Source organism: Campylobacter sp. CNRCH_2014_0184h (genome assembly GCF_025772985.1).
In the GTDB taxonomy this organism is placed as follows: domain Bacteria; phylum Campylobacterota; class Campylobacteria; order Campylobacterales; family Campylobacteraceae; genus Campylobacter_D.
On the sequence record NZ_JAKMTB010000001.1, the window covers coordinates 305,619 to 325,429 of the forward strand.

The 19,811-nt window shown below is 30.1% G+C and carries 22 protein-coding genes and 1 other RNA gene; 15 read left to right on the forward strand and 8 right to left on the reverse strand.

Annotated features, from left to right (window positions below; genetic code table 11):
- The first annotated feature begins 11 nt into the window (after positions 1 to 11).
- The 11 genes from L8X36_RS01650 to L8X36_RS01700 all read left to right on the forward strand — a co-directional run bounded on the left by L8X36_RS01650 (position 12) and on the right by L8X36_RS01700 (position 10,828).
- Complete coding sequence (locus tag L8X36_RS01650; protein WP_263682316.1) at positions 12 to 419, forward strand: exporting protein; 408 nt, start codon at positions 12 to 14, stop codon at positions 417 to 419.
- A gap of 47 nt (positions 420 to 466) precedes the next feature.
- Complete coding sequence (locus L8X36_RS01655) at positions 467 to 1,360, forward strand: polyprenyl synthetase family protein (protein WP_263682263.1); 894 nt, start codon at positions 467 to 469, stop codon at positions 1,358 to 1,360.
- Positions 1,360 to 2,667: a glutamyl-tRNA reductase gene (gene hemA / locus L8X36_RS01660; RefSeq protein ID WP_263682264.1), complete on the forward strand. Its 1,308-nt coding sequence runs from the start codon at positions 1,360 to 1,362 to the stop codon at positions 2,665 to 2,667. Before L8X36_RS01655 ends, hemA begins: the two co-directional genes overlap by 1 nt.
- Positions 2,654 to 4,354, forward strand: a complete 1,701-nt coding sequence (locus L8X36_RS01665; RefSeq protein ID WP_263682317.1) for a proline--tRNA ligase — start codon at positions 2,654 to 2,656, stop codon at positions 4,352 to 4,354. Before hemA ends, L8X36_RS01665 begins: the two co-directional genes overlap by 14 nt.
- Positions 4,351 to 4,746 carry an FxsA family protein gene (locus L8X36_RS01670; protein WP_263682265.1) on the forward strand — a complete coding sequence of 132 codons (396 nt, stop codon included), beginning with the start codon at positions 4,351 to 4,353 and terminating at the stop codon, positions 4,744 to 4,746. Before L8X36_RS01665 ends, L8X36_RS01670 begins: the two co-directional genes overlap by 4 nt.
- Complete coding sequence (gene hemC, locus L8X36_RS01675) at positions 4,737 to 5,663, forward strand: hydroxymethylbilane synthase (protein WP_263682266.1); 927 nt, start codon at positions 4,737 to 4,739, stop codon at positions 5,661 to 5,663. Before L8X36_RS01670 ends, hemC begins: the two co-directional genes overlap by 10 nt.
- A complete protein-coding gene (locus tag L8X36_RS01680; protein WP_263682267.1) occupies positions 5,664 to 7,457 on the forward strand; it encodes a menaquinone biosynthesis decarboxylase in 1,794 nt (597 codons plus the stop codon).
- A 121-nt stretch (positions 7,458 to 7,578) separates the two neighbouring features.
- A complete protein-coding gene (locus L8X36_RS01685; RefSeq protein WP_263679419.1) occupies positions 7,579 to 7,920 on the forward strand; it encodes a FlaG family protein in 342 nt (113 codons plus the stop codon).
- Positions 7,921 to 7,922: 2 nt separating this feature from the next.
- Positions 7,923 to 10,226 (forward strand): flagellar filament capping protein FliD, encoded by a 2,304-nt coding sequence (gene fliD / locus L8X36_RS01690; protein ID WP_263682268.1) that lies wholly within the window; start codon positions 7,923 to 7,925, stop codon positions 10,224 to 10,226.
- Between the two features lie 18 nt (positions 10,227 to 10,244).
- The gene (fliS, locus tag L8X36_RS01695; RefSeq protein ID WP_263663313.1) at positions 10,245 to 10,616 is read left to right on the forward strand and encodes a flagellar export chaperone FliS; all 372 of its coding nucleotides are present in this window, start codon (positions 10,245 to 10,247) and stop codon (positions 10,614 to 10,616) included.
- Positions 10,613 to 10,828, forward strand: a complete 216-nt coding sequence (locus L8X36_RS01700) for a hypothetical protein (RefSeq protein ID WP_263682269.1) — start codon at positions 10,613 to 10,615, stop codon at positions 10,826 to 10,828. Before fliS ends, L8X36_RS01700 begins: the two co-directional genes overlap by 4 nt.
- On the opposite strand, the gene rnpB is transcribed toward L8X36_RS01700, so the two are convergent.
- The 8 genes from rnpB to L8X36_RS01740 all read right to left on the reverse strand — a co-directional run bounded on the left by rnpB (position 10,823) and on the right by L8X36_RS01740 (position 17,079).
- Positions 10,823 to 11,147: RNase P RNA component class A (gene rnpB, locus L8X36_RS01705), an RNA gene on the reverse strand. The genes L8X36_RS01700 and rnpB overlap by 6 nt on opposite strands.
- 26 nt (positions 11,148 to 11,173) lie before the next feature.
- Positions 11,174 to 11,713 carry a hypothetical protein gene (locus L8X36_RS01710; RefSeq protein ID WP_263682270.1) on the reverse strand — a complete coding sequence of 180 codons (540 nt, stop codon included), beginning with the start codon at positions 11,711 to 11,713 and terminating at the stop codon, positions 11,174 to 11,176.
- A complete protein-coding gene (locus tag L8X36_RS01715; RefSeq protein WP_263682271.1) occupies positions 11,676 to 12,686 on the reverse strand; it encodes a hypothetical protein in 1,011 nt (336 codons plus the stop codon). The genes L8X36_RS01710 and L8X36_RS01715 overlap by 38 nt, the downstream gene beginning before the upstream one ends.
- On the reverse strand, positions 12,676 to 13,548 hold the full coding sequence (gene era / locus L8X36_RS01720; protein ID WP_263682272.1) for a GTPase Era: 873 nt from the start codon (positions 13,546 to 13,548) through the stop codon (positions 12,676 to 12,678). The genes L8X36_RS01715 and era overlap by 11 nt, the downstream gene beginning before the upstream one ends.
- Entirely contained in the window at positions 13,545 to 14,864 is a 1,320-nt protein-coding gene (gene hslU, locus L8X36_RS01725; protein WP_263663317.1) for an ATP-dependent protease ATPase subunit HslU, read from the reverse strand. Before hslU ends, era begins: the two co-directional genes overlap by 4 nt.
- Positions 14,861 to 15,403 carry an ATP-dependent protease subunit HslV gene (hslV, locus tag L8X36_RS01730; protein WP_133318899.1) on the reverse strand — a complete coding sequence of 181 codons (543 nt, stop codon included), beginning with the start codon at positions 15,401 to 15,403 and terminating at the stop codon, positions 14,861 to 14,863. Before hslV ends, hslU begins: the two co-directional genes overlap by 4 nt.
- Positions 15,403 to 15,846: a 50S ribosomal protein L9 gene (rplI, locus tag L8X36_RS01735; RefSeq protein ID WP_114640308.1), complete on the reverse strand. Its 444-nt coding sequence runs from the start codon at positions 15,844 to 15,846 to the stop codon at positions 15,403 to 15,405. The genes hslV and rplI overlap by 1 nt, the downstream gene beginning before the upstream one ends.
- 12 nt (positions 15,847 to 15,858) lie before the next feature.
- Positions 15,859 to 17,079 (reverse strand): argininosuccinate synthase, encoded by a 1,221-nt coding sequence (locus tag L8X36_RS01740; RefSeq protein WP_263682273.1) that lies wholly within the window; start codon positions 17,077 to 17,079, stop codon positions 15,859 to 15,861.
- 113 nt (positions 17,080 to 17,192) lie between these two features.
- On the opposite strand from L8X36_RS01740, the gene L8X36_RS01745 reads away from it, so the two are divergent.
- From L8X36_RS01745 to L8X36_RS01760, 4 genes are read left to right on the forward strand one after another with little or no spacing between them, the layout of a single operon-like run.
- Positions 17,193 to 17,441 (forward strand): RNA-binding S4 domain-containing protein, encoded by a 249-nt coding sequence (locus L8X36_RS01745; RefSeq protein ID WP_039618276.1) that lies wholly within the window; start codon positions 17,193 to 17,195, stop codon positions 17,439 to 17,441.
- Positions 17,438 to 17,845 carry a tRNA (adenosine(37)-N6)-threonylcarbamoyltransferase complex ATPase subunit type 1 TsaE gene (tsaE, locus tag L8X36_RS01750; RefSeq protein ID WP_263682274.1) on the forward strand — a complete coding sequence of 136 codons (408 nt, stop codon included), beginning with the start codon at positions 17,438 to 17,440 and terminating at the stop codon, positions 17,843 to 17,845. Before L8X36_RS01745 ends, tsaE begins: the two co-directional genes overlap by 4 nt.
- A complete protein-coding gene (lptB, locus tag L8X36_RS01755; protein ID WP_263682275.1) occupies positions 17,838 to 18,563 on the forward strand; it encodes an LPS export ABC transporter ATP-binding protein in 726 nt (241 codons plus the stop codon). Before tsaE ends, lptB begins: the two co-directional genes overlap by 8 nt.
- Positions 18,563 to 19,810, forward strand: coding sequence for an RNA polymerase factor sigma-54 (locus L8X36_RS01760; RefSeq protein ID WP_263682276.1), 1,248 nt, complete (start codon positions 18,563 to 18,565; stop codon positions 19,808 to 19,810). The genes lptB and L8X36_RS01760 overlap by 1 nt, the downstream gene beginning before the upstream one ends.
- The last annotated feature ends 1 nt before the right edge of the window (position 19,811 follow it).

A 19,811-nucleotide genomic window follows, 5' to 3' on the forward strand; every position in this document is an offset into this window, starting at 1 on the left:
CTTTATTTTTGATGTTTAACTTTTTAAATGCTGAAGTATTTTTTGATTATACTTATAAATTTACCCTGAGTAAAGATGAAAAAGCAAGTGTAAAAATAAAAGAAATTGACTATCCTGATGAGATTTATTATTTTGACTTCTCATGGACTTTATTTGATCAAACTAATATCATTGTTCATTCAAAGTATAAAAAATACCCTAGACAATTTGTGATGTCTTTAAGAAGAAATTTAAACTGGGTTGATCAAACCTTAGTGCCTGATTATAAAAATCCTCATATAGATAGAGCAAGATTGATACTTGAATTTAGTGATTTTAAAAAAGGTGAGGCTATTTTTACTGTGTATATAGAAGATAGAGATAAGAAATTAGAAGTAGAATTTTTAGACCCTAGAAAAGCCACTCTTAATCAAAACTAAAGTAAAATTTAATAAAATATAATTATAAGAAAACTAAGGAAAGCATAGTGCAAAAGATCGATCAGTATATGCATGAATTTTTATCTGAATTAAATTATGAGCCTATTTTAACCATGAGTTCAAAACTTCAAGGTGGTAAAAAATTACGCTCAAAACTACTTTTAAAAATAGCTGGGGAAAGTGATATTAGCTATAAAATCTGCGCTATTATAGAGTTAATTCATGCTGCAAGCTTATTGCACGATGATGTGATTGATGAAGCAAAATTAAGAAGAGGTGTAAAGTCTATCAATGCACAATTTGGAGCTAAAAATGCTATCATGCTTGGAGATATTTTATACTCAAAAGCCTTCTATGAACTTTCTTTGATTGATTTAAAATTAGCAAAAATTATCTCTAATGCTGTTGTAATGCTTTCTGTTGGTGAATTAATGGATGTAAATTTAAGCGAAACTTTCAATACTGATAAAAATGCTTATTTACAAATGATATATAACAAAACAGCCGTTTTAATCGAAGCTAGTGCAAGATGTGGGGCTATACTTGCTAATTTAAATGAAGATGATTTTGCAGAATATGGTAAAAACTTGGGCTTGGCTTTTCAAATCGTAGATGATATTTTAGATATCAAAGGCGATGAACAAACCTTAGGCAAACCCGCCATGAATGATTTTAAAGAAGGTAAAACTACTCTTGCTTATATGTATTTACATGAAAAATTAAATCCACAAGATCAAGAAATACTTAAGTCTTATTACAAGAAAGATTTAAGTGTGAATGAGCTTGCTTGGATTAAAAATAAAATGCAAGAGCATGAAATTTTTAATCAAGTTGGCCAAGAACTAAACACTTATGCAAATAATGCACTAAAAGCTATAAAAAAATACAATATAAAAGATTTAGAAGATATTATTAAAAGCATGATAGAAAGGGAATTTTAATGCATTATTACTGCATCAGTTTTACACATAAAAATACAGATATTGCTACTAGAGAAAAACTTTCCTTTTCTAATGAAGACAAAAAAAGAGAATTACTAAAGCTAATCCATACTAATAATAAAATTTTAGAAAGCTTAGTGCTTAGTACTTGCAATAGGGTTGAAATTTTTCTTTTTGTTGGGGATGTTGAAAGCATTAATGAGCATATTTTAAAAACACTTAGTTTGCTTTGTGGGGTTGATAGAGAAAATTTAAGCACCAAGGCTGATTTTTACGAAGATAGCGGAGCCATCCATCATTTATTTTCCGTGGCAAGTTCGCTTGATAGCTTGGTTATTGGTGAAACACAAATTGCTGGACAATTAAAAGATGCTTATAAATTTGCCCTGCAAGAGCAAAGATGTGGTGTGCATATAACTAGAGCAGTTCATTATGCTTTTAAATGTGCGGCAAATGTTAGAAATCAAACTGAAATTTCTAAAAATCCTATTTCAGTTGCTTCAGTGGCGGTGGCAAAAGCTAAAGAACTTGTAAATTTAGAAAATAAAACTGCTGTTGTAGTAGGTGCAGGGGAAATGAGCGAACTAGCCTGTAAGCATTTATTAAATGCCAAGGCTAAAGTATTGATATTAAATAGAGATATACAAAATGCCCAAAAGCTTTGCGAGGATTTAGGTGAAAATGCAAGCTATGAAAGTATTGCAAATTTAAAAGAAGTACTAAATCAATATGAGATATTTTTTAGCGCCACAAACGCTCCGCATGCTATCATAACCAATGATTTATTAGAAGAAAAAGATTATAAAAGATATTTTTTTGATATAGCAGTGCCTAGGGATATTGATGTAAAAGCAAATGAAAAAAATATAGTTTATGCTGTTGATGATTTAGAAGAAGTTGTAAGAAAAAATTTAACTCTAAGAGAACACCAAGCCCAAATTGCTTATTCCATAGTAGGTACTATGACAAATGAGTTTTTTCAACATCTAAGCAAACTAGCAACCTTGCCTTTAGTTAAGCATTTACGCTTACAAGCTGATGAAATCGCTAAAGAACAATTACAAAAGGCTATAGATAAAGGATATTTAAAGCACTCAAACCATGAAGAAGCAAGAAAGCTTATAAGACAAGTAATGAATGCATTTTTACATCATCCTAGCGTAAATTTAAAAAAACTAAGCGGAACTATGCAAAATGATTCAGTAATTAATGCTATGCGTTATGTGTTTGATTTAAAAAATGAAAATATGGAAGGTTTAAACCTTTATAAATGTGAATTTAATTTGGAGAATAATCATGAAATTTAGTAAATTTTATGCCATAAGCACAAAAGAAAATCCAAAAGATGCTACTTTACCAAGTCATATATTTTTAGTTAAAGGTGCCTTTGTAGAACAAATTGGAAGTGGTTTGTATAATTTTTTACCTTTAGGAAAAAGAGTTTTAGATAAGATTAAAAATATCATCAAAGAAGAAATGGATAAAGCAGGGGCTTTAGAAGTAAATTTAAGTTTTAATACCCCAGCTGAACTTTGGAAAGAAAGTGGGAGATTTAATGTTTTTGGTAAAGAGCTTTTACGCTTTAAAGATAGAAAAGAAAATGATTTTGTTTTAGGGCCAACCCATGAAGAAGCTATGGTAGCTTTAGTAAGAAATAAAATAAATTCTTACAAACAACTTCCTTTGCATTTGTATCAAATAGGACTTAAATTTAGAGATGAAGCTAGACCTAGATTTGGACTTTTAAGATGTAGGGAATTTTTAATGAAAGATGGCTATAGCTTTCATGCTAGCGAAGCTGATTTAGACAAAGAATTTAATCTTATGCATGAAACTTATAGTAAAATTCTTACAAGATTAGGACTTGAATTTAGAGCTGTTGAAGCTGATAGTGGGGCTATTGGTGGCAGTGGTTCAAAAGAATTTATGGTTTTGGCTAAAAATGGCGAGGATGATATATTATTATGTGAGCATTGTGATTATGCTGCAAATATTGAAGCAGCAAAAAGAGCTAAAAAAAGTTGTGAAGATGAAAGGCCAGAAGCTGACTTTGCTACACAATTTCACACTCCAAATGTAAAAACTATAGAAGAATTAGCGGAATTTTTTAAAATTAACCCTTACTATACTATTAAAGCTATTGCTAAAAAAGCTATTTATGAAAATGAAGAAAAAATTGTAGTATTTTTTATACGCGGTGATGATGAATTACAAGAAGTTAAAGCACTAAATGCAGCAAATGCACTAGAATTAGTTGATGCAAGTGAAGAAGAATTAGAAAAAGCAGGTTTGGTACCAGGATTTATCGGCTTTGTAGGATTAAATGGCGTTGATTTTTATATTGATCATGAGCTTGAAAATGAAACAAATATGATTATTGGAGCAAATAAAAAAGATTATCATTTAGTCGGAATCAATGTTGTAAATTTAAATAAAGAACGCTTTAAAGATCTTGCGGCAGTTAAAGAACATGATCTTTGTCCAAAATGTCAGCACAAGCTTAAGCAAAGCAAAGGTATTGAAGTAGGGCATATTTTTAAACTTGGAAATAAATACTCAAAAGCAATGAATGCAAGCTATTTAGATGAAAATGGTAAAGCTCAATTTTTCACTATGGGTTGTTATGGTATGGGTGTTAGTCGTTTAGTAGCTGTTGCCATAGAAGCAAGTCATGATGAAAAAGGTTGCATTTGGAATAAAACTCTAGCTCCTTTTGTTTTAGATATTATCGTTTCTAATATAAAAGACACAAAAGCTATGGAATTTGCTGAACAAATTTATACTCATTTTAGTGATAAAGAGATTTTATTTGATGATAGAAATGAGCGTTTTGGTGTAAAGATTAATGATTTTGAATTAATGGGCTTTCCTTATGCTTTAGTTATAGGTAAGGGCTTAGAAAATGATGAAGTAGAGTTGATCCATAGAAATACCTTAGAAAAACAAGTTTTGAAAACCCAAGAAGTAATTTCACACTTAAAGAAAATTCTATGATGGTAAAAACAAATTTAAGTGCATTTTTGATTTTAGAATTAATCGCCAGTATTTTATTTATAACCTTTTTTGGTTTTTTAAATTTTTTTATGATAGTTTTTGCAAGTATGTTTTTAGGTGCAATGTTTTTAGCAAAGACTTGGACAAATCTCATCACTATGCAAAATACCAATACAAATTTATTTGGTATGGTTAAATTATTTTCTTTAACCATAGTAGGAATTTTGCTTTTAATACCAGGAATTTTAAGTACATTTTTAGGAATTTTACTCTTATTTTTCATGATGATATTAAAATTATTTACAAAACAAAAAAGAAAATATCATCAAACGAACAACGAAGAAGAAATCATAGATGTAGAAATCATACAGGAGCATAAAAAATGCAATTAATCATCGCAACAAGAAAAAGCCAACTTGCATTATGGCAAAGTGAGTATGTAAAAAATAAATTATCTCAAACACATCCTGAATTAGAAATTTCTTTAGAGGGTTTTAAAACTAAAGGCGATGTTTTACTTGATTCACCTTTGGCTAAAATAGGCGGAAAAGGACTTTTTACAAAAGAACTTGAAGAAAGTATGCTTAGGGGTGATTCGCATTTAGCTGTGCATAGCTTAAAAGATGTGCCGAGCTTCTTTCCTGATGGCTTAGTTTTAGCTGCTATTTCAAAAAGAGAAGTGGTAAATGATGCTTTTTTAAGTGAGTATTATGAAAGCTTAAATGCTCTTCCAAAAGGTGCAAAAGTAGGCACTACAAGTCTTAGAAGAAGAATGCAGCTTTTAGCGTTAAGACCTGATTTAAATATCATTTCTCTAAGAGGTAATATCAACTCACGCTTAGAAAAACTTAAAGCTAAGGAATTTGACGCTATTATTTTAGCTCTAGCTGGCATTAAACGCTTAGGTTTAGATAAAGAAATAAAATACATTAGAGCTTTTGAACTTGATGAGATGATACCCGCAGCTTCCCAAGGAGCTTTAGGTATAGAAAGCATTGATGATAAACAAATTTTAAAATACCTTGAATGCTTAAATGATGAAAATGCCTTTATAGAAACCCATATAGAAAGAGATTTTATAAAAACTCTAGAAGGTGGCTGCCAAGTACCTATAGGTATTAATGCAAAAATCATTGATGAAAAAATAGAAATTCGCGCCATAGTAGGCTTACCTGATGCAAGTAAAATTCTCAAAGAAAAAAGAATGATTGATAAGCAAGATTACGCAAAAGCGGGCAAGCTTTTAGCTAAAGAAATGATAGCAAAAGGTGCAAAAGAAATTTTAAAAGAAGCAGAGAGTATGATATAAATGCAAAAATTCGTAGAGCTTTTAGAAAAAAATAATTTATTAAAAACCATCCATGAGCCAGTAGATGTAGAACTTGAAATGGCACATTTAGCTTATATAGAAGTTAAAAAAGAAGACTCTAAAGCCTTGCTTTTTACTAATGCAGTAAAAAATGGCAAAAAATACGATTATCCTGTTCTTTTAAATACTTTTTGTAATGAAAAAGCTTTAAAATTAGCATTTGAAAAAGACTATGAAGATGTAGCTAAAGAAATTAGATCTTTACTTAAAATGCATATACCACAAAGCTTTGGTGCAAAATTAAATTTTTTCAAAACCCTACTTGATTTAAAAAATATCCCACCAAAACGCATTAAAAAAGATGGAGAATTCAACTATAAAAGCTTAAATTCATTATATGATATGCCTATTTTAAAAACTTGGGAAAAAGACGCTGCGCCTTTTATCACCATGGGGCAAGTTTATACTCAAAGTATAGATGGAAAGCAAAATAATCTTGGAATGTATCGTTTGCAAGTAGTTGATGAAAAAACCTTGCTTATGCATTGGCAAATTCACAAAGATGCGAGTCATTTTTTCCATGAGTATAAAAAAGCAAATCAAAAAATGCCAGTAAGCATAGCCATAGGTGGAGATCCTTTATATATTTGGTGTGCTCAAGCGCCTTTGCCAAAAGGAATTTTTGAACTTTTACTTTATGGTTTTATCAAGAAAAAACCTGCCATTTTGGCAAAATGCAAAAGTAACCATCTTTACGTACCTTATGATAGTGACTTTGTGATTGAGGGCTTCGTAGATCCAAATGAATTCGCACCTGAGGGACCTTTTGGAGACCATACAGGTTTTTATACCCCTGTTGAACTTTGTCCTATTTTAAAAGTAGAAAAAATCTTTGCTAAAAAAAATGCGATTTATCAAGCTACTGTTGTGGGAAAACCACCTTTAGAAGATAAATACATGGGACTTGGAACAGAAAGAGTTTTTTTACCTTTACTTCAAACAAATGCCCCTGATTTGATAGATTATAACATGCCTGAAAATGGGGTTTTTCATAATCTAATCTTGGCTAAAATAGAAGCAAAATACCCAGCTCATGCAAAACAAGTAATGCATACTTTTTGGGGAGTAGGGCAAATGAGTTTTGTAAAACATGCTATTTTTGTTGATGAAAATGCGCCTTGTTTGAAAGATTATGACAAACTCATACCTTATATACTCAATCGCTTTGATGAAGAAAAATTACTTATTAGCGAAGGAATTTGTGATCAACTCGACCATGCTTCAAGCACTTATTGTTATGGTGGCAAAGCAGGGCTTGATGCATGTGGTGATGAGAAAAAAGTTGAACTTGAAATTCTAAGCGATGAGGCTTTACTTTCACTTTTTAAAGAAAAAGATCAAAGTATTTTAAAATTAAAGCAATTTTACACTCAAACCTTTGCTCCAGTTTGCGTGATTTTGATAGATAAAAAAGAAAAAATAACTCAAGTTTTTGAAAAATTACAAACTTATAAAAAACATTTTAGAATTTTAGTTTTCTTAGATTCAGATGCTATTTTAGAAAATCCTTATATGCTAATTTGGCGTGTGGTAAATAATATAGATGCAAAAAGAGATATATTTATCAAAAAAGATTGCGTTGCGATTGATGCAACAAATAAAGGATCATTAGAAGATTATCATAAAGAATGGCCTTTAATGACAAATTGCTCTAAAGAAGTCATAGATAGACTTATTACAAGAAATTTACTTCCAAATGATGAAAAATTATTCAAAAAGTTTGAAATTTTTTAATTTTAAGCTTTTTGAGAACACTTTTTGCTTATTAATAATATAGAGATTTTTAATCTAAATATTAAGTTTTTTAAAATTATGTCGATAGAGTATTTTAAAGTCTTTTAAAAAGGAGTTTAAAATGGACATTGGAAATATTCAAAGGGATGCAAACACAGCACAATTTAATACAAAAAGTACTGGAAAAGTATCTCAAGAAAATCAACAGCAAACTAATTTAAATAATCAAGATGAGAATTTAAATGAAAAATTGAAAAATGCAACAGAAAAACTTAATAATCAAATGGAAACACTAGAAACAAACGTACGTTTTGCATATAATGATAAAATCAATGAAATGTATGTTAGTGTAACCGAAAAAGATACTGGTAGGTTAATACGTAAAATTCCTAGCGAGGAAGTTATGAAGCTAATAGAACATTTTCAAGGTGTTATTGGCACTATTTTTGATAAGGAGAGTTAATTATGGCAGTAGGTAGTTTAGGAAGTTTAGGAATAGGCTCAGGAGTTTTAACAAGCGATACATTAAACAAGCTAAAAGAAGCAGAAATGAATGCACATTTAGGTCTTTATAACTCACAGCTTGAAACTAATACTTCAAGACAAAAAGACCTAGCAGAACTTGAAGCTAAGCTACTTGCGTTTCAAACAGCCGTAAATAGCTTAGGTGATGCTTCACAATTTAACAAGAAAAAAGTATCACCTAGCGTAAGTGGAGATAGTGCAGCTGCAAGCTTAGTAGTAGGATCTTTATCTAACCTTACAAACATGAAAGTTATTGTTGATCAACTTGCACAAAAAGACGTATATCAAAGTAATGGATTTAAAGATAAAACTGCTACTGTAATGGGTAGTTTAGGTATAAAAGGTGTAGATGGCAAAACTTCTTTTACTATTACCCAAGATGGAAAAGATTATAAAATCGATATTGATGAAAGCACTACTGTATCTCAGCTTGCAGAAAAAATAAATGCCGCAACAGGTGGAAAAGTAGAAGCCAAAATAGTCAATACAGGAGATAGAGATAATCCATACCGCTTAGTAGTACAAAGCACTGAAACAGGAACTAAAAATAATATTTCTTTTTCAGGTGATGAAAATCTATTAAATGCTATGGGTTGGGGACTTGATAAAAATAGTATTAGCGCTGGTGGTTTGTATGGTTTTAGACCAACAGGTGCTGGAGAAGAAAATAAAGATAAAATAAGCGGACAAATTAGTAGTGGAAGCTTTGATGACAAACTACTTAACCCAGGAGAAAAAACCTCTTTTACTTTTGTTATTAAAAATGGTGAAAGATATGATAGATTTACCATTGATATAGACGAGAATACTACTTATAAAAGTTTAGCAGAAGATTTAAAAAAACAAACCAATGGAAAAGTGGAATTAAGCTTTGGAGATGATGGAAAATCTTTTACTTTTAGAGCTACCAATGGTGGGCAATTAAGTCTTTTTGATGGTGGTTATGCAACTGATGCTGAAGGAAATATTGACCAAGCTAATTATGCTAGAGATGAAAAAGCTACTTCATTATTAAGTAGTAAATTTGGCATTGAATTAGATACAAGTACACCGCAAGGTTATAATGTAAAAGCAGATAATGAAAACCATATCCAAAAAGGCATGGACGCTATCTTTAGTGTAGATGGTGTTAAAATGACAAGACCAACTAATACTATCACTGATATAGCTCCAGATGTTACTTTAGAGTTAAAACAAAAAGGAGAGATAACTTTTAACGTTTCTCAAGACACTGAAGCACTTGCGCAATCTTTAGAAAGTTTAGCTACTGCTTATAATGATTTAATGATAAATCTTAACGCAGCAACAAAATATGATCCCGATGCAGGTACAAAAGGAAATTTCGTAGGTGTTAGCGAAATTTATAATATAAAATCTGAAATAAACAATATTTTACTTCAAACTATAACAGTAGATGGAACTGTTACGGTTGGTGATAGTGAAAGTTCAGAAGGGATTGAAGTTTCCTCTAAAGTAAGTTTATCTTTGGCTGATTATGGCTTAACGTTAAATGATGGTGTTTTATCTTTTGATTCAGGAAAATTTAACTCTAAATTTAGCGAAGATCCTGAATTAGCTGAAAAATTTTTCGTAGGAAGTAATGGTTTTGAAGATATTGATTTAGCTGGTGATAGAGTAAGTAATCTTGGCAGTGAAAATATAGAATTTAAAGAAGGTAGTTTTACTATCACTTATAATGATACAACCATAGATTTAAGCAAAACTCCAAATGGAGATCCTTTTGTATTAACAGGTGCAAATGATATTGAAAAAGCTAAAAATTTGGTTGATCATATAAATAGTTTTGGCTTAGAAGGTTTAGAGGCTAGCTTTGAAATTATTAACCAAGGTAATGAAAATCAACAAATTCAATTTAAAATCAAAGGAACTTCAGGTAGTAACTTAGAAATTCAAGGTGATAATGAATTTTTGAAAAAATTTGGTTTAAGTTCTAGAACCTTATATTCAGTTTATAAAGAAGAAACTGGAACTTTTGGTATGCTAAAAAATACCATGGGTGAAATAATGAGTTCTGAAGGTTCATTTGGAGGTTATAAAGAATCTTTAACAAAAGAATCAAAAAATCTAAATGAAACCATAGAAAGCACCAAAGCTTCCATAGAAAGTAGATATGATACAATGTGGTCAAGATGGGCAGCATATGATGGTATCATTGCAAAACTAAATAACCAAGCAAGTGTTATTGCAAATATGATTAATGCAGCAAATAATCAAAATTCTTAAAATAAAGAAAGGGTTTAAATGCTAAATAGTGCAGTTTATAGCGCATATTCACAAAATCAAACTGGTGTAGAATCCCAAGAGAAACTTATAGAAATGCTATATAGTGGGATTTTACGCTTTTCAAGTAGGATAAAAATAGCTATACAAAATGAAAATATAGAAGAAAGAGTGTATTATGTAAAAAGAGCTAGTGCTATTTTTATTGAATTGTTAAATTGTCTTGATTATGATAAGGGCGGCGAAGTAGCACATTATTTAAGTGGCTTATACACTAGAGAATTACAACTTCTTTCTTTAGCAAACATAGAAAACAGTGAAGCAAGAGTAGATGAAGTAATAAATGTAGTAAAAGGCTTATTAGAAGCTTGGAGAGAAGTACACCAAAAATGAGTGAAAAAAAATGGATTGATGAGTTTAAACTAGCTGTTTATACTGAAGATGTAGAAAAAATAGTTAAACTTATGGAAAAACCGGATTATAAAGATTGTCCCAATGAGGCTTTAGCGCTAACTAATGAAGCGATAGCTTTTATGAAAAAAAAGCAAGATGAAATAGCTATTAATTTACAAAAACTCAAAAAAGCTTCTGCTTATATAAAGTAAAACATGGCTATAAGCCGAGTTCTGTCAAGAACGATCATTTATCTAGACTTGTTTTTACAAACAAGTTCAAGCGAAGGGTTATATTATAAGACAAAAACCACCCCTTCTTGCTGCAGATTGGGTTTACATAGCTAGCTTTGTTACCAAAGCTACTGGTAGGCTCTTACTCTACCGTTTCACCTTTTCCATATAAAATATGGTAGTTTTCTTTCTGTTGCACTTTCCCTTAGGTTACCCTAGCCATCCATTAGATGGAATCTTTGTCTTATTGCAGCTCGGACTTTCCTCTTCAAAAAGAAGCGATCGCTTGCCATGTTTAGACAAATTCTACCAAAAAAATTATTTTTATACCAGAGCAAAAACAAGATTTAATGTAATTTTTAATTTATTTTCATATTTTACAAGTTCTAAATTTTTAACTTTTATATAAGGATCTAATTTTTGCAAAAACTGCGTTAAAAAAATAAAATCGCCAACAAAACTTAATCTTAATTCATAATAAGCAAAATATTCATCTTGACTTTTGTAACTTTGAATTTGCAAAGATTGAACTCCATTAAGATTCTTTTCTATATTCTTTAAAATACTTTGATAATCTTTATTTATGCTTAAAAACGAGCGATCATTATAAGATATATTTTCATCTTCTTTTAAATCAGAAATCACTTCTTGTTTTTGCTCGTATTTTGTTTGTAAATTATATAGTTCATCTTTTGACAACTTCATTTGTTTTTCAAAATAGTCAAAAACACCCATATAAACCATGAAAAAACCAAAAACAAAAACAACTATCAAAGACAATATAAATTCACGCTCAGATAACTTAGCAAAGATATTTTCTAAATTTTTATAAAGATTTTTCAAAAACAAGAGTGATTTTTCCATTATTAACTTCTTTATTTTTTAATACAAAATGATGCTTTTTAAAATCTTCATAAAATTCATAGTCATTTTTAAGCTCTATAATAAAATCATTATTTTTAACATGCAAAGCCTCTATATAAGCTTGATGAGAATTTAAAACTTTTAAAAAATCATAAAAATCTTTATAACAAAGTGTATTTGCATAAAATTTTTGCAACAAATCAACCTTTAACTCATTTTCTTCTTGTAGTTTTTTAAACTCTTGATTTTGCTTTTGATTAATTTTTACCTGTTCTAAAATATCATCTTGCTTTTTTATTAAATTTTCATATTTTGTTTTCTTATTTTCATAAAATGATTTTTGTGTATACAAATACAAAGGATAAGCTAAAGCTAGTAAAACTCCACAAACAAAAGCCAATAAAATCTTAAAACTAAAAGATTTTAAATGATTTATTTTTTCTTTGTTGGTAAAATTAATCTTGACTTGATCGCAATTTTTTAGTAATTTTTGATAAAAAATATTACTATTAAATTTATCAAAACTACTAAGATTTTGAGTATCATCTATGCTTATAATGTGCTTATAAGTATTTTTTAATTTTTCTTCATATATTTTATCATAAACATTTAATGGTATAACTTTACAATTTTGAAAATCACATCCTAAATACTCCACTAAAACTATATATTTTTCTTTAAATAATAATGCAAGATTTTCACTATTTACATCGTTCTTAAAATACACTTCAAAAAGCAGGGGTTCAGGTATTATATAATCAATATCTAAAATATCTTCATACTTGCACAAGAATACATATGCAAAAGATTTATCTTGAAAATACTTTAGCTTATAAGAAAAATCATCTTTAAGACCAAGCTCCTCAAAGCTCTTTTTTAAAATTTCATCTTCACTAATAGGATTTGCAAATTTAATATATAAAAGCTTTTCATAAGCAAGAAAATCTTTTAGAATAGTTTTCTTACTCATCATAAAGTATTTTCTTAAGGTTTTGCTCGTTTTTGTGCCAATTTTTCTCAAGTTGAACGAATAATTTTAACATTATCTTTTTTTGTGCTAATTTTTCTATTTTCACTCTAGCTTCTTTACCTATACGCTTAATTGTAGCACCATCTTTACCTAATATCATTCCTTTGTGAGAATTACTATCTGTAATGATAGTGGCATTGATATAATAAATTTGCTCTAGTTCTTTGATTTTTTCTATTTTGACTTCAGTGCTATAAGGAATTTCATCACTTAAATTTTCATATATGGCTTCTAAGATAAAATCTCTATAAATATCCTTTTCATTTGTTGTAGTAATAAACTCAGGATCAAAATAATACGGGTGTTCAGGCAAATACTTAACCATCTCATCTAAAAGAATTTTTTTATAAAATTTTTGCTTAGCAGAATAGGGGATAATAGCACTAAAATGTGAGCTAAACTGAGAATACTCACTTAATTTTTTAAGCAAAACCTCTTTTTTTACTAAATCAACCTTATTGATTAATACAATATGTGGCACTTTAGGGTTTAAACTTAAAAAATTTTCATAATCTTTAATATCATCATAAATACTAGCTACAAATAAAATCACATCACAATCAGCAATGCTTTTAATCGCTAAATCAATCATAAGCTGATTCATAGCCTTAGAGCTTGCATGCAAACCTGGTGTATCTATAAAAATAAGCTGATGATTTTCATGCATTATGATCGCATTAATCTTTCTTCTTGTAGCGTTTTGCTTATGAGAAACCATAGCAACTTTTTCTTCTAATAAAGAATTTAGGATAGAACTTTTTCCTGCATTAGTTCTACCCACTATGCTTATAAAGCCACTTTTCACAAGATATACCTAGCTAAATCTTTATTTTCTATGATATCTCCAAGCTTAACTTGCACTTTAAAATCATCTATTTTATATACCTTACCTGCGTATTCATCTGCTTCAAAACTAATATCTTCTAAAAGTTTTTCCACTACTGTATGTAAACGTCTTGCACCAATATCTTGCATTTCTTCATTGGCCTTGCTTGCTATTTTTGCTATTTCTCTAATAGCCTCATCTTCAAAAACAAGCTCTACATTTTCAGTTTTTAAAAGCTCAATGTATTGTGTTAGTAATGAATTTTTAGGTCTTGTTAAAATAGCATATAAAGCATCCTCATCTAATGAATCAAGCTCAACTCTTAAAGGAAAACGCCCTTGAAGTTCAGGGATTAAATCACTTGGCTTACTTAGATGAAAAGCACCTGCAGCGATAAATAAAATATGATCAGTTTTTAAAGGTCCAAATTTAGTTTGTATAGTACTACCTTCAACTATAGGAAGCAAATCTCTTTGCACCCCTTCTTTGCTTGGATCTTGGCGGTTTGAATTGGAGCTTGAAACTGCTACTTTATCTATCTCATCGATAAAAATAATCCCTTCATTTTCTGCTCTTCTTAAAGCCTCGCCTTTAATACTTTCCATATCAAGAATTTTCTCACTTGCTTCTTGAGCTAGAGCTATTCTTGCATCTTTTACTTTCATTTCTTTTTTAACTTTTTTATTACCCACACCAATAACTTTTACTATATCTTGCATAGCACCCATTTCAGGTGGTAAATTTGGATTAGCATCAAACACGCTTTGTGAAATTTCAACTTCTATTGTACTATCATCTAAATCACCAGCTTTTAATTTCACGCGCATTTTTTCTAAAGAATTTTGATACTCTTCTTGTTTTTCTTCGCTAACACCCTTTGGTAAAGGCGGTAAAAGTTTTTCTAAAATCTTATTTTCTATAAATTCATTAATCTTTTCTTTATTTTTTTCTTTTTCTTCATTTTTTACCAAATTTAAAGCAGCATTAGCTAAATCTCTAACCATGCTTTCTACATCACGCCCAACAAAACCAACTTCAGTATATTTACTTGCTTCAACTTTTACAAAAGGAAGCCCCATCATCTTAGCAAGGCGTCTTGCAATCTCTGTTTTACCAACTCCAGTTGATCCTATCATTAAAATATTTTTTGGCATGATATCATCTTGAAGTTCAGGACTAAGCTGCATTCTTCTATAACGATTTCTTAAAGCAATTGCTATGATTTTTTTAGCATTTTTTTGTCCAATTACATAATCATCTAAAAATTTCACAATCTCTTTTGGAGTTAAATTCATTTATCATCCTCAATTACATAAGTTTTAATATTTGTATTAGTATAAATGCAAATTTCACCAGCTATTTGCAAGCTTTCTTTGACTAATTCTTCTTCATCTAAATTTGAATGTTTAGCTAAAGCTCTTGCAGCAGAAAGTGCATAGTTACCTCCACTACCAATAGCAGCTATAGCACCATCTTCAGGCTCAACCACATCTCCAGTTCCTGAAAGTAAAAATATATGATCTCTATCAAGCACAAGCATCATTGCTTCAAGTTTTCTTAGATATTTATCCTTACGCCATTCTTTTGAAAAATCTATCGCAGCCTTTAATAAATCACCCTTAGAACTAGAAAGTAGTTTTTCAAACATATCAAAAAGATTAAAAGCATCAGCAGTGCTTCCTGCAAAGCCTGCTAATACTTTTCCATTGTTTAATTTTCTAATTTTAACTGCATTGTTTTTTAAAACAGTATTTCCAAAACTTACTTGTCCATCTCCGCCAATTACAGACTTATTTTTACCTTTATAAGCTAAAATTGTAGTTGCGTGAAACATTATTCTCCTTTAACTTCTAGCTTAAATACAGCATGAATCGCATGGCCTAATTTTGCTGAAATTTCATGCACACCAAGCTCTTTTATAGTATCACATTCTAAGCTTTTTTTATCAAGCTCTATGCCTTTTTGCTCTTTTAGTGCATGAGCGATTTCATCTTTAGTAACCCCACCAAACAAGCTTCCATTAGCTCCCACAGGCTTAGCTATACAAATAGTGATTTTAGATAATTCTTCTTTTAATTTTTCCAAATTTGCAAGCTCAAATCTTAAATTTTCTGCCTTTTTCTTTTGCTCTGCTTCATATTGTTTTAAAACTTCATGTGTAGCAGCCTTAGCAAAACCTTTGGCAATTAAAAAATTTTGTCCATATCCATCTTTTACTTCTTTAACTTCTCCTGCTTTTCCTAAGCTTTTTACATCTTTAATCAATAATACTTTCATTGTTTTCCTTTTTTAAAATTTTCTTCCATTTTTACCTGCGATGATAAATCTTAAAGCATTTAATCTTATAAAACCTGCTGCATCTTTTTGATCATACACAGCATCTTCTTCAAAAGTACAATAAGCCTCACTAAATAAACTATCATTCGCACTTTCTCTGCCTATTATCATTACATTACCTTTATATAATTCAAGTTTAACTTTACCATTTACATATTTTTGTGACTCATCAATTAAGGCTTGAAGCATTAATCTTTCAGGTGAGAACCAATAGCCATTATAAATTAAACTTGCATATTTTGGCATCAATTCATCTTTTAAATGTGCTGCTTCTCTATCAAGTGTGATACTTTCTATAGCACGGTGTGCTTTTAAAAGTATACTTCCACCTGGAGTTTCATAGCAACCTCTACTTTTCATACCCACATAGCGATTTTCGACAATATCAAGACGACCTATACCATGTTTTGCACCAAGTTCGTTAAGTTTTGCTAAAAGCTGTGCAGGAGTCATTTTTTCTCCATTAATAGCACACAAATCACCTTTACTAAACTCAAGCTCTATCACTTCGCTTTCATTTGGAGTTTCTTTTAAATCTTTCACCCAGCGCCACATATCCGCTTCAGGTTTAGCCGCAGGATCTTCAAGCACTAAACCCTCATAAGAAATATGCAATAAATTTGCATCCATAGAATAAGGTGACTTACCTGGCTTTTTAGCTATATCAATACCATGTTTTTGTGCATAAGCTAAGAGTTTTTCACGGCTATTTAAATCCCATTCTCTCCAAGGAGCAATAATGGCTAAATTTGGATTTAGCGCCAAAGCACCTAATTCAAAACGCACTTGATCATTTCCTTTACCTGTTGCCCCATGACTAATAGCATCTGCTTTTGTTTTATTTGCTATTTCTACTAAAGCTTTTGCTATCAAAGGTCTTGCTATACTTGTACCTAGTAAATATTCTCCCTCGTAAATAGCATTTGCTCTAAACATAGGAAATACATAATCTTTTACAAATTCATTTTTTAAATCTTGAATAAAAATATTTTCTTCTTTTACACCCAAAGAAAGTGCTTTTTTTCTAGCAGGCTCAAGCTCTTCACCTTGTCCAATATCCGCTGTGAAAGTTACCACTTCACATTTATACTCATCTTGTAACCATTTTAAAATTATACTTGTATCAAGTCCACCAGAATATGCTAAAACCACTTTTTTGATATCTTTTTTCATTGTCTTTCCTCTTTGTAAAAATAATTTTAAAATTTAACGAATTTAGCTTAATATAATGTAAAATATTTAGACATTTTATAACATTTTCTTGTATTTTTTGATAAAATATTTTTATGAGAATAGATAAGTTTTTAAATGTAGTTAATATTACTAAGCGTCGAGCTATCTCAGAGGATATGTGCAAAAGTGGCGTAGTAAGTATAAACAATCAAGTGGTTAAAGCCAGTAAAGAAGTAAAAATTGGCGATGAAATAAGCATTAAATTTATAGAATATACCAATATCTATAAAGTCTTAGATATACCAACAACCAAAAGCATACCAAAAGCTATGCAAGAAAAATATGTGGTAAAAATTCAATGAAAGAAATGATTTTAAGTCAAAATGAGCTCTATAAGCTTTGTGAAATTTTACCTAAAAATGGAGTTATTTTACTTCAAGGGGATTTAGCAAGCGGTAAAACTACTTTGGTGCAAAATTATGCTCAATTTCTTGGAGTAGAAAAAACGCTTAATTCTCCTACATTTTCTATCATGCAAGCATATGATTTTCAACAAGGTAAAATATATCATTACGATATTTATCAAGAAGGTTTTGATGGACTTTTAAAAAATGGCTTGATTGAAAATTTTTTTGAAGAGGGTTTGCATTTGGTAGAGTGGGGTGATGAAAAATTAAAAAAATACTTAGATAAATATCAAATTTTGAATATAATTTTACAAATCATTCCTTATGAAAATAAAAGAAAGTATATAATACATGAGTAAGCTAGAAGCTAGAAATTTAGAAAAAATCATTAAAAAAACAAAAATCATACACGATGTTTCACTAGAAGTACAAAGCGGAGAAGTTGTGGGGCTTTTAGGGCCTAACGGAGCAGGAAAAACTACAAGTTTTTATATGATATGTGGGCTTATTTTGCCAACAAGTGGACAGGTGTTTTTAGACTCACAAGATATTACAAAAGAACCGCTTAATAAAAGAGCAAAGCTTGGCATTGGGTATTTACCTCAAGAAAGTAGTGTTTTTAAAGACTTAAGCGTAGAAGAAAATTTACTTTTAGCCGCCCAAGTAATATATAAGGATAAAAATTTATTAGAACAAAAGATAGAACAAATGCTAGAATTACTTAGCATAGAACCTATTAGACACAGAAAAGGTATGAGTTTAAGTGGGGGTGAAAGAAGGCGTTGTGAAATCGCAAGATCGCTTATGTGTGATCCTAAATTTTTACTTCTTGATGAACCATTTGCTGGGGTTGATCCTATCGCAGTGAGTGAAATTCAAAGCTTGATTAATGACTTAAAAGCTATGAATATAGGTGTTTTAATCACCGATCATAATGTAAGAGAAACTCTAGCAATTTGCGATAGAGCTTATGTGATTAGAAATGGAAGGTTGCTAGCTAGTGGCAATGCTAATGAAATTGCGCATAATGAAGATGTTAAAAAATACTATCTTGGAAGTGAGTTTAGACTTGAATAATGCTTAAACAAAAAACCTCTATAACACAAAAAGCAAAACTATCACAAACCTTAAGATCTTGGCTTCCTATATTGCAAGCTAACATTGAAGATCTAAAAGAAAGCTTAGATGAATTTGCTAAAGAAAATCCTTTTATAGAGATCAAAGAAAACTCAAGTATTACAAACAATCAAAACAAGTATTATCAAGAATATTTTAGTAAAAATACCACCACGCAAATGATTGATGCAAAAAGCTTGGAAGTAAAAAATGTGTATGAACTTTTAAGCGAGCAAATCATACCACCATTTTTTCCTACTAAAAAATCCCAAACCATTGCTGAAAAAATCATAGAATGTTTAAATCATGAAGGTTATTTTGAGTATGATGAGGAAATTTTAGGTGAATTTGATCCTTTAGAAGTAGAAAAAATCAGGCAAAGATTTAAATACCTTGATCCCGTTGGAGTAGGGGCAAAAGACAATCAAGAAGCTTTTATTTTTGCATTAGAGCATTTTGACTTAGATGATGAGCTTTATGAGTTTTGCAAAATGCTAATTTTAAATTTAGAAAATGCAAAAGATTTTATCAAAGATCCTTTGTATAAAAAGGCTATAGCGATAATTAAAAAAATCTCTATTCCACCTTTTTTAGAGTATTTTGAAGAGAGCATGGAAATCATTCCTGATATATTTATTTATCAAGAAAATGGTGAAATTAAAATTAAAATCAATGATGATTATTACCCTGAAATTGCTTTTGAAGCAGATGGCTTAGATCATGAGTTTTTAAGTGCTTATTTAAAAGATGCTAAAAATTTAATCGATGCATTAGCTATGCGTAAAGCTACCCTTTATAAACTAGGGCTTATGATTATAGAATATCAATATGATTTTTTCATAGGCGGGGATATTAAACCTATGCAGCTTAAAGACTTAGCACAAGATCTTGAAAGAAATGCTTCTACCATCTCAAGAGCAATTGCAAATAAATACTTAAGTTGTGATAGAGGTTTAATACCTTTAAAATCTTTCTTTACCACTGCAGTTGATGATGGTGAAACTTCTAATGCAACTATTAAAGATTTTCTTAGTAATTTAATTAAAAAGGAAAATCCTAAAAAGCCTTTGAGTGATTTGAAAATTCTTGAACTCACTCAAAAAGAATTCCCAAGTGTGCAACTAGGGCGTAGAACTATCACTAAATATCGTATGCAACTTGGCATAGGAAGCTCAAGTGAGCGTAAAAAATTATATGAATTAATGTAGG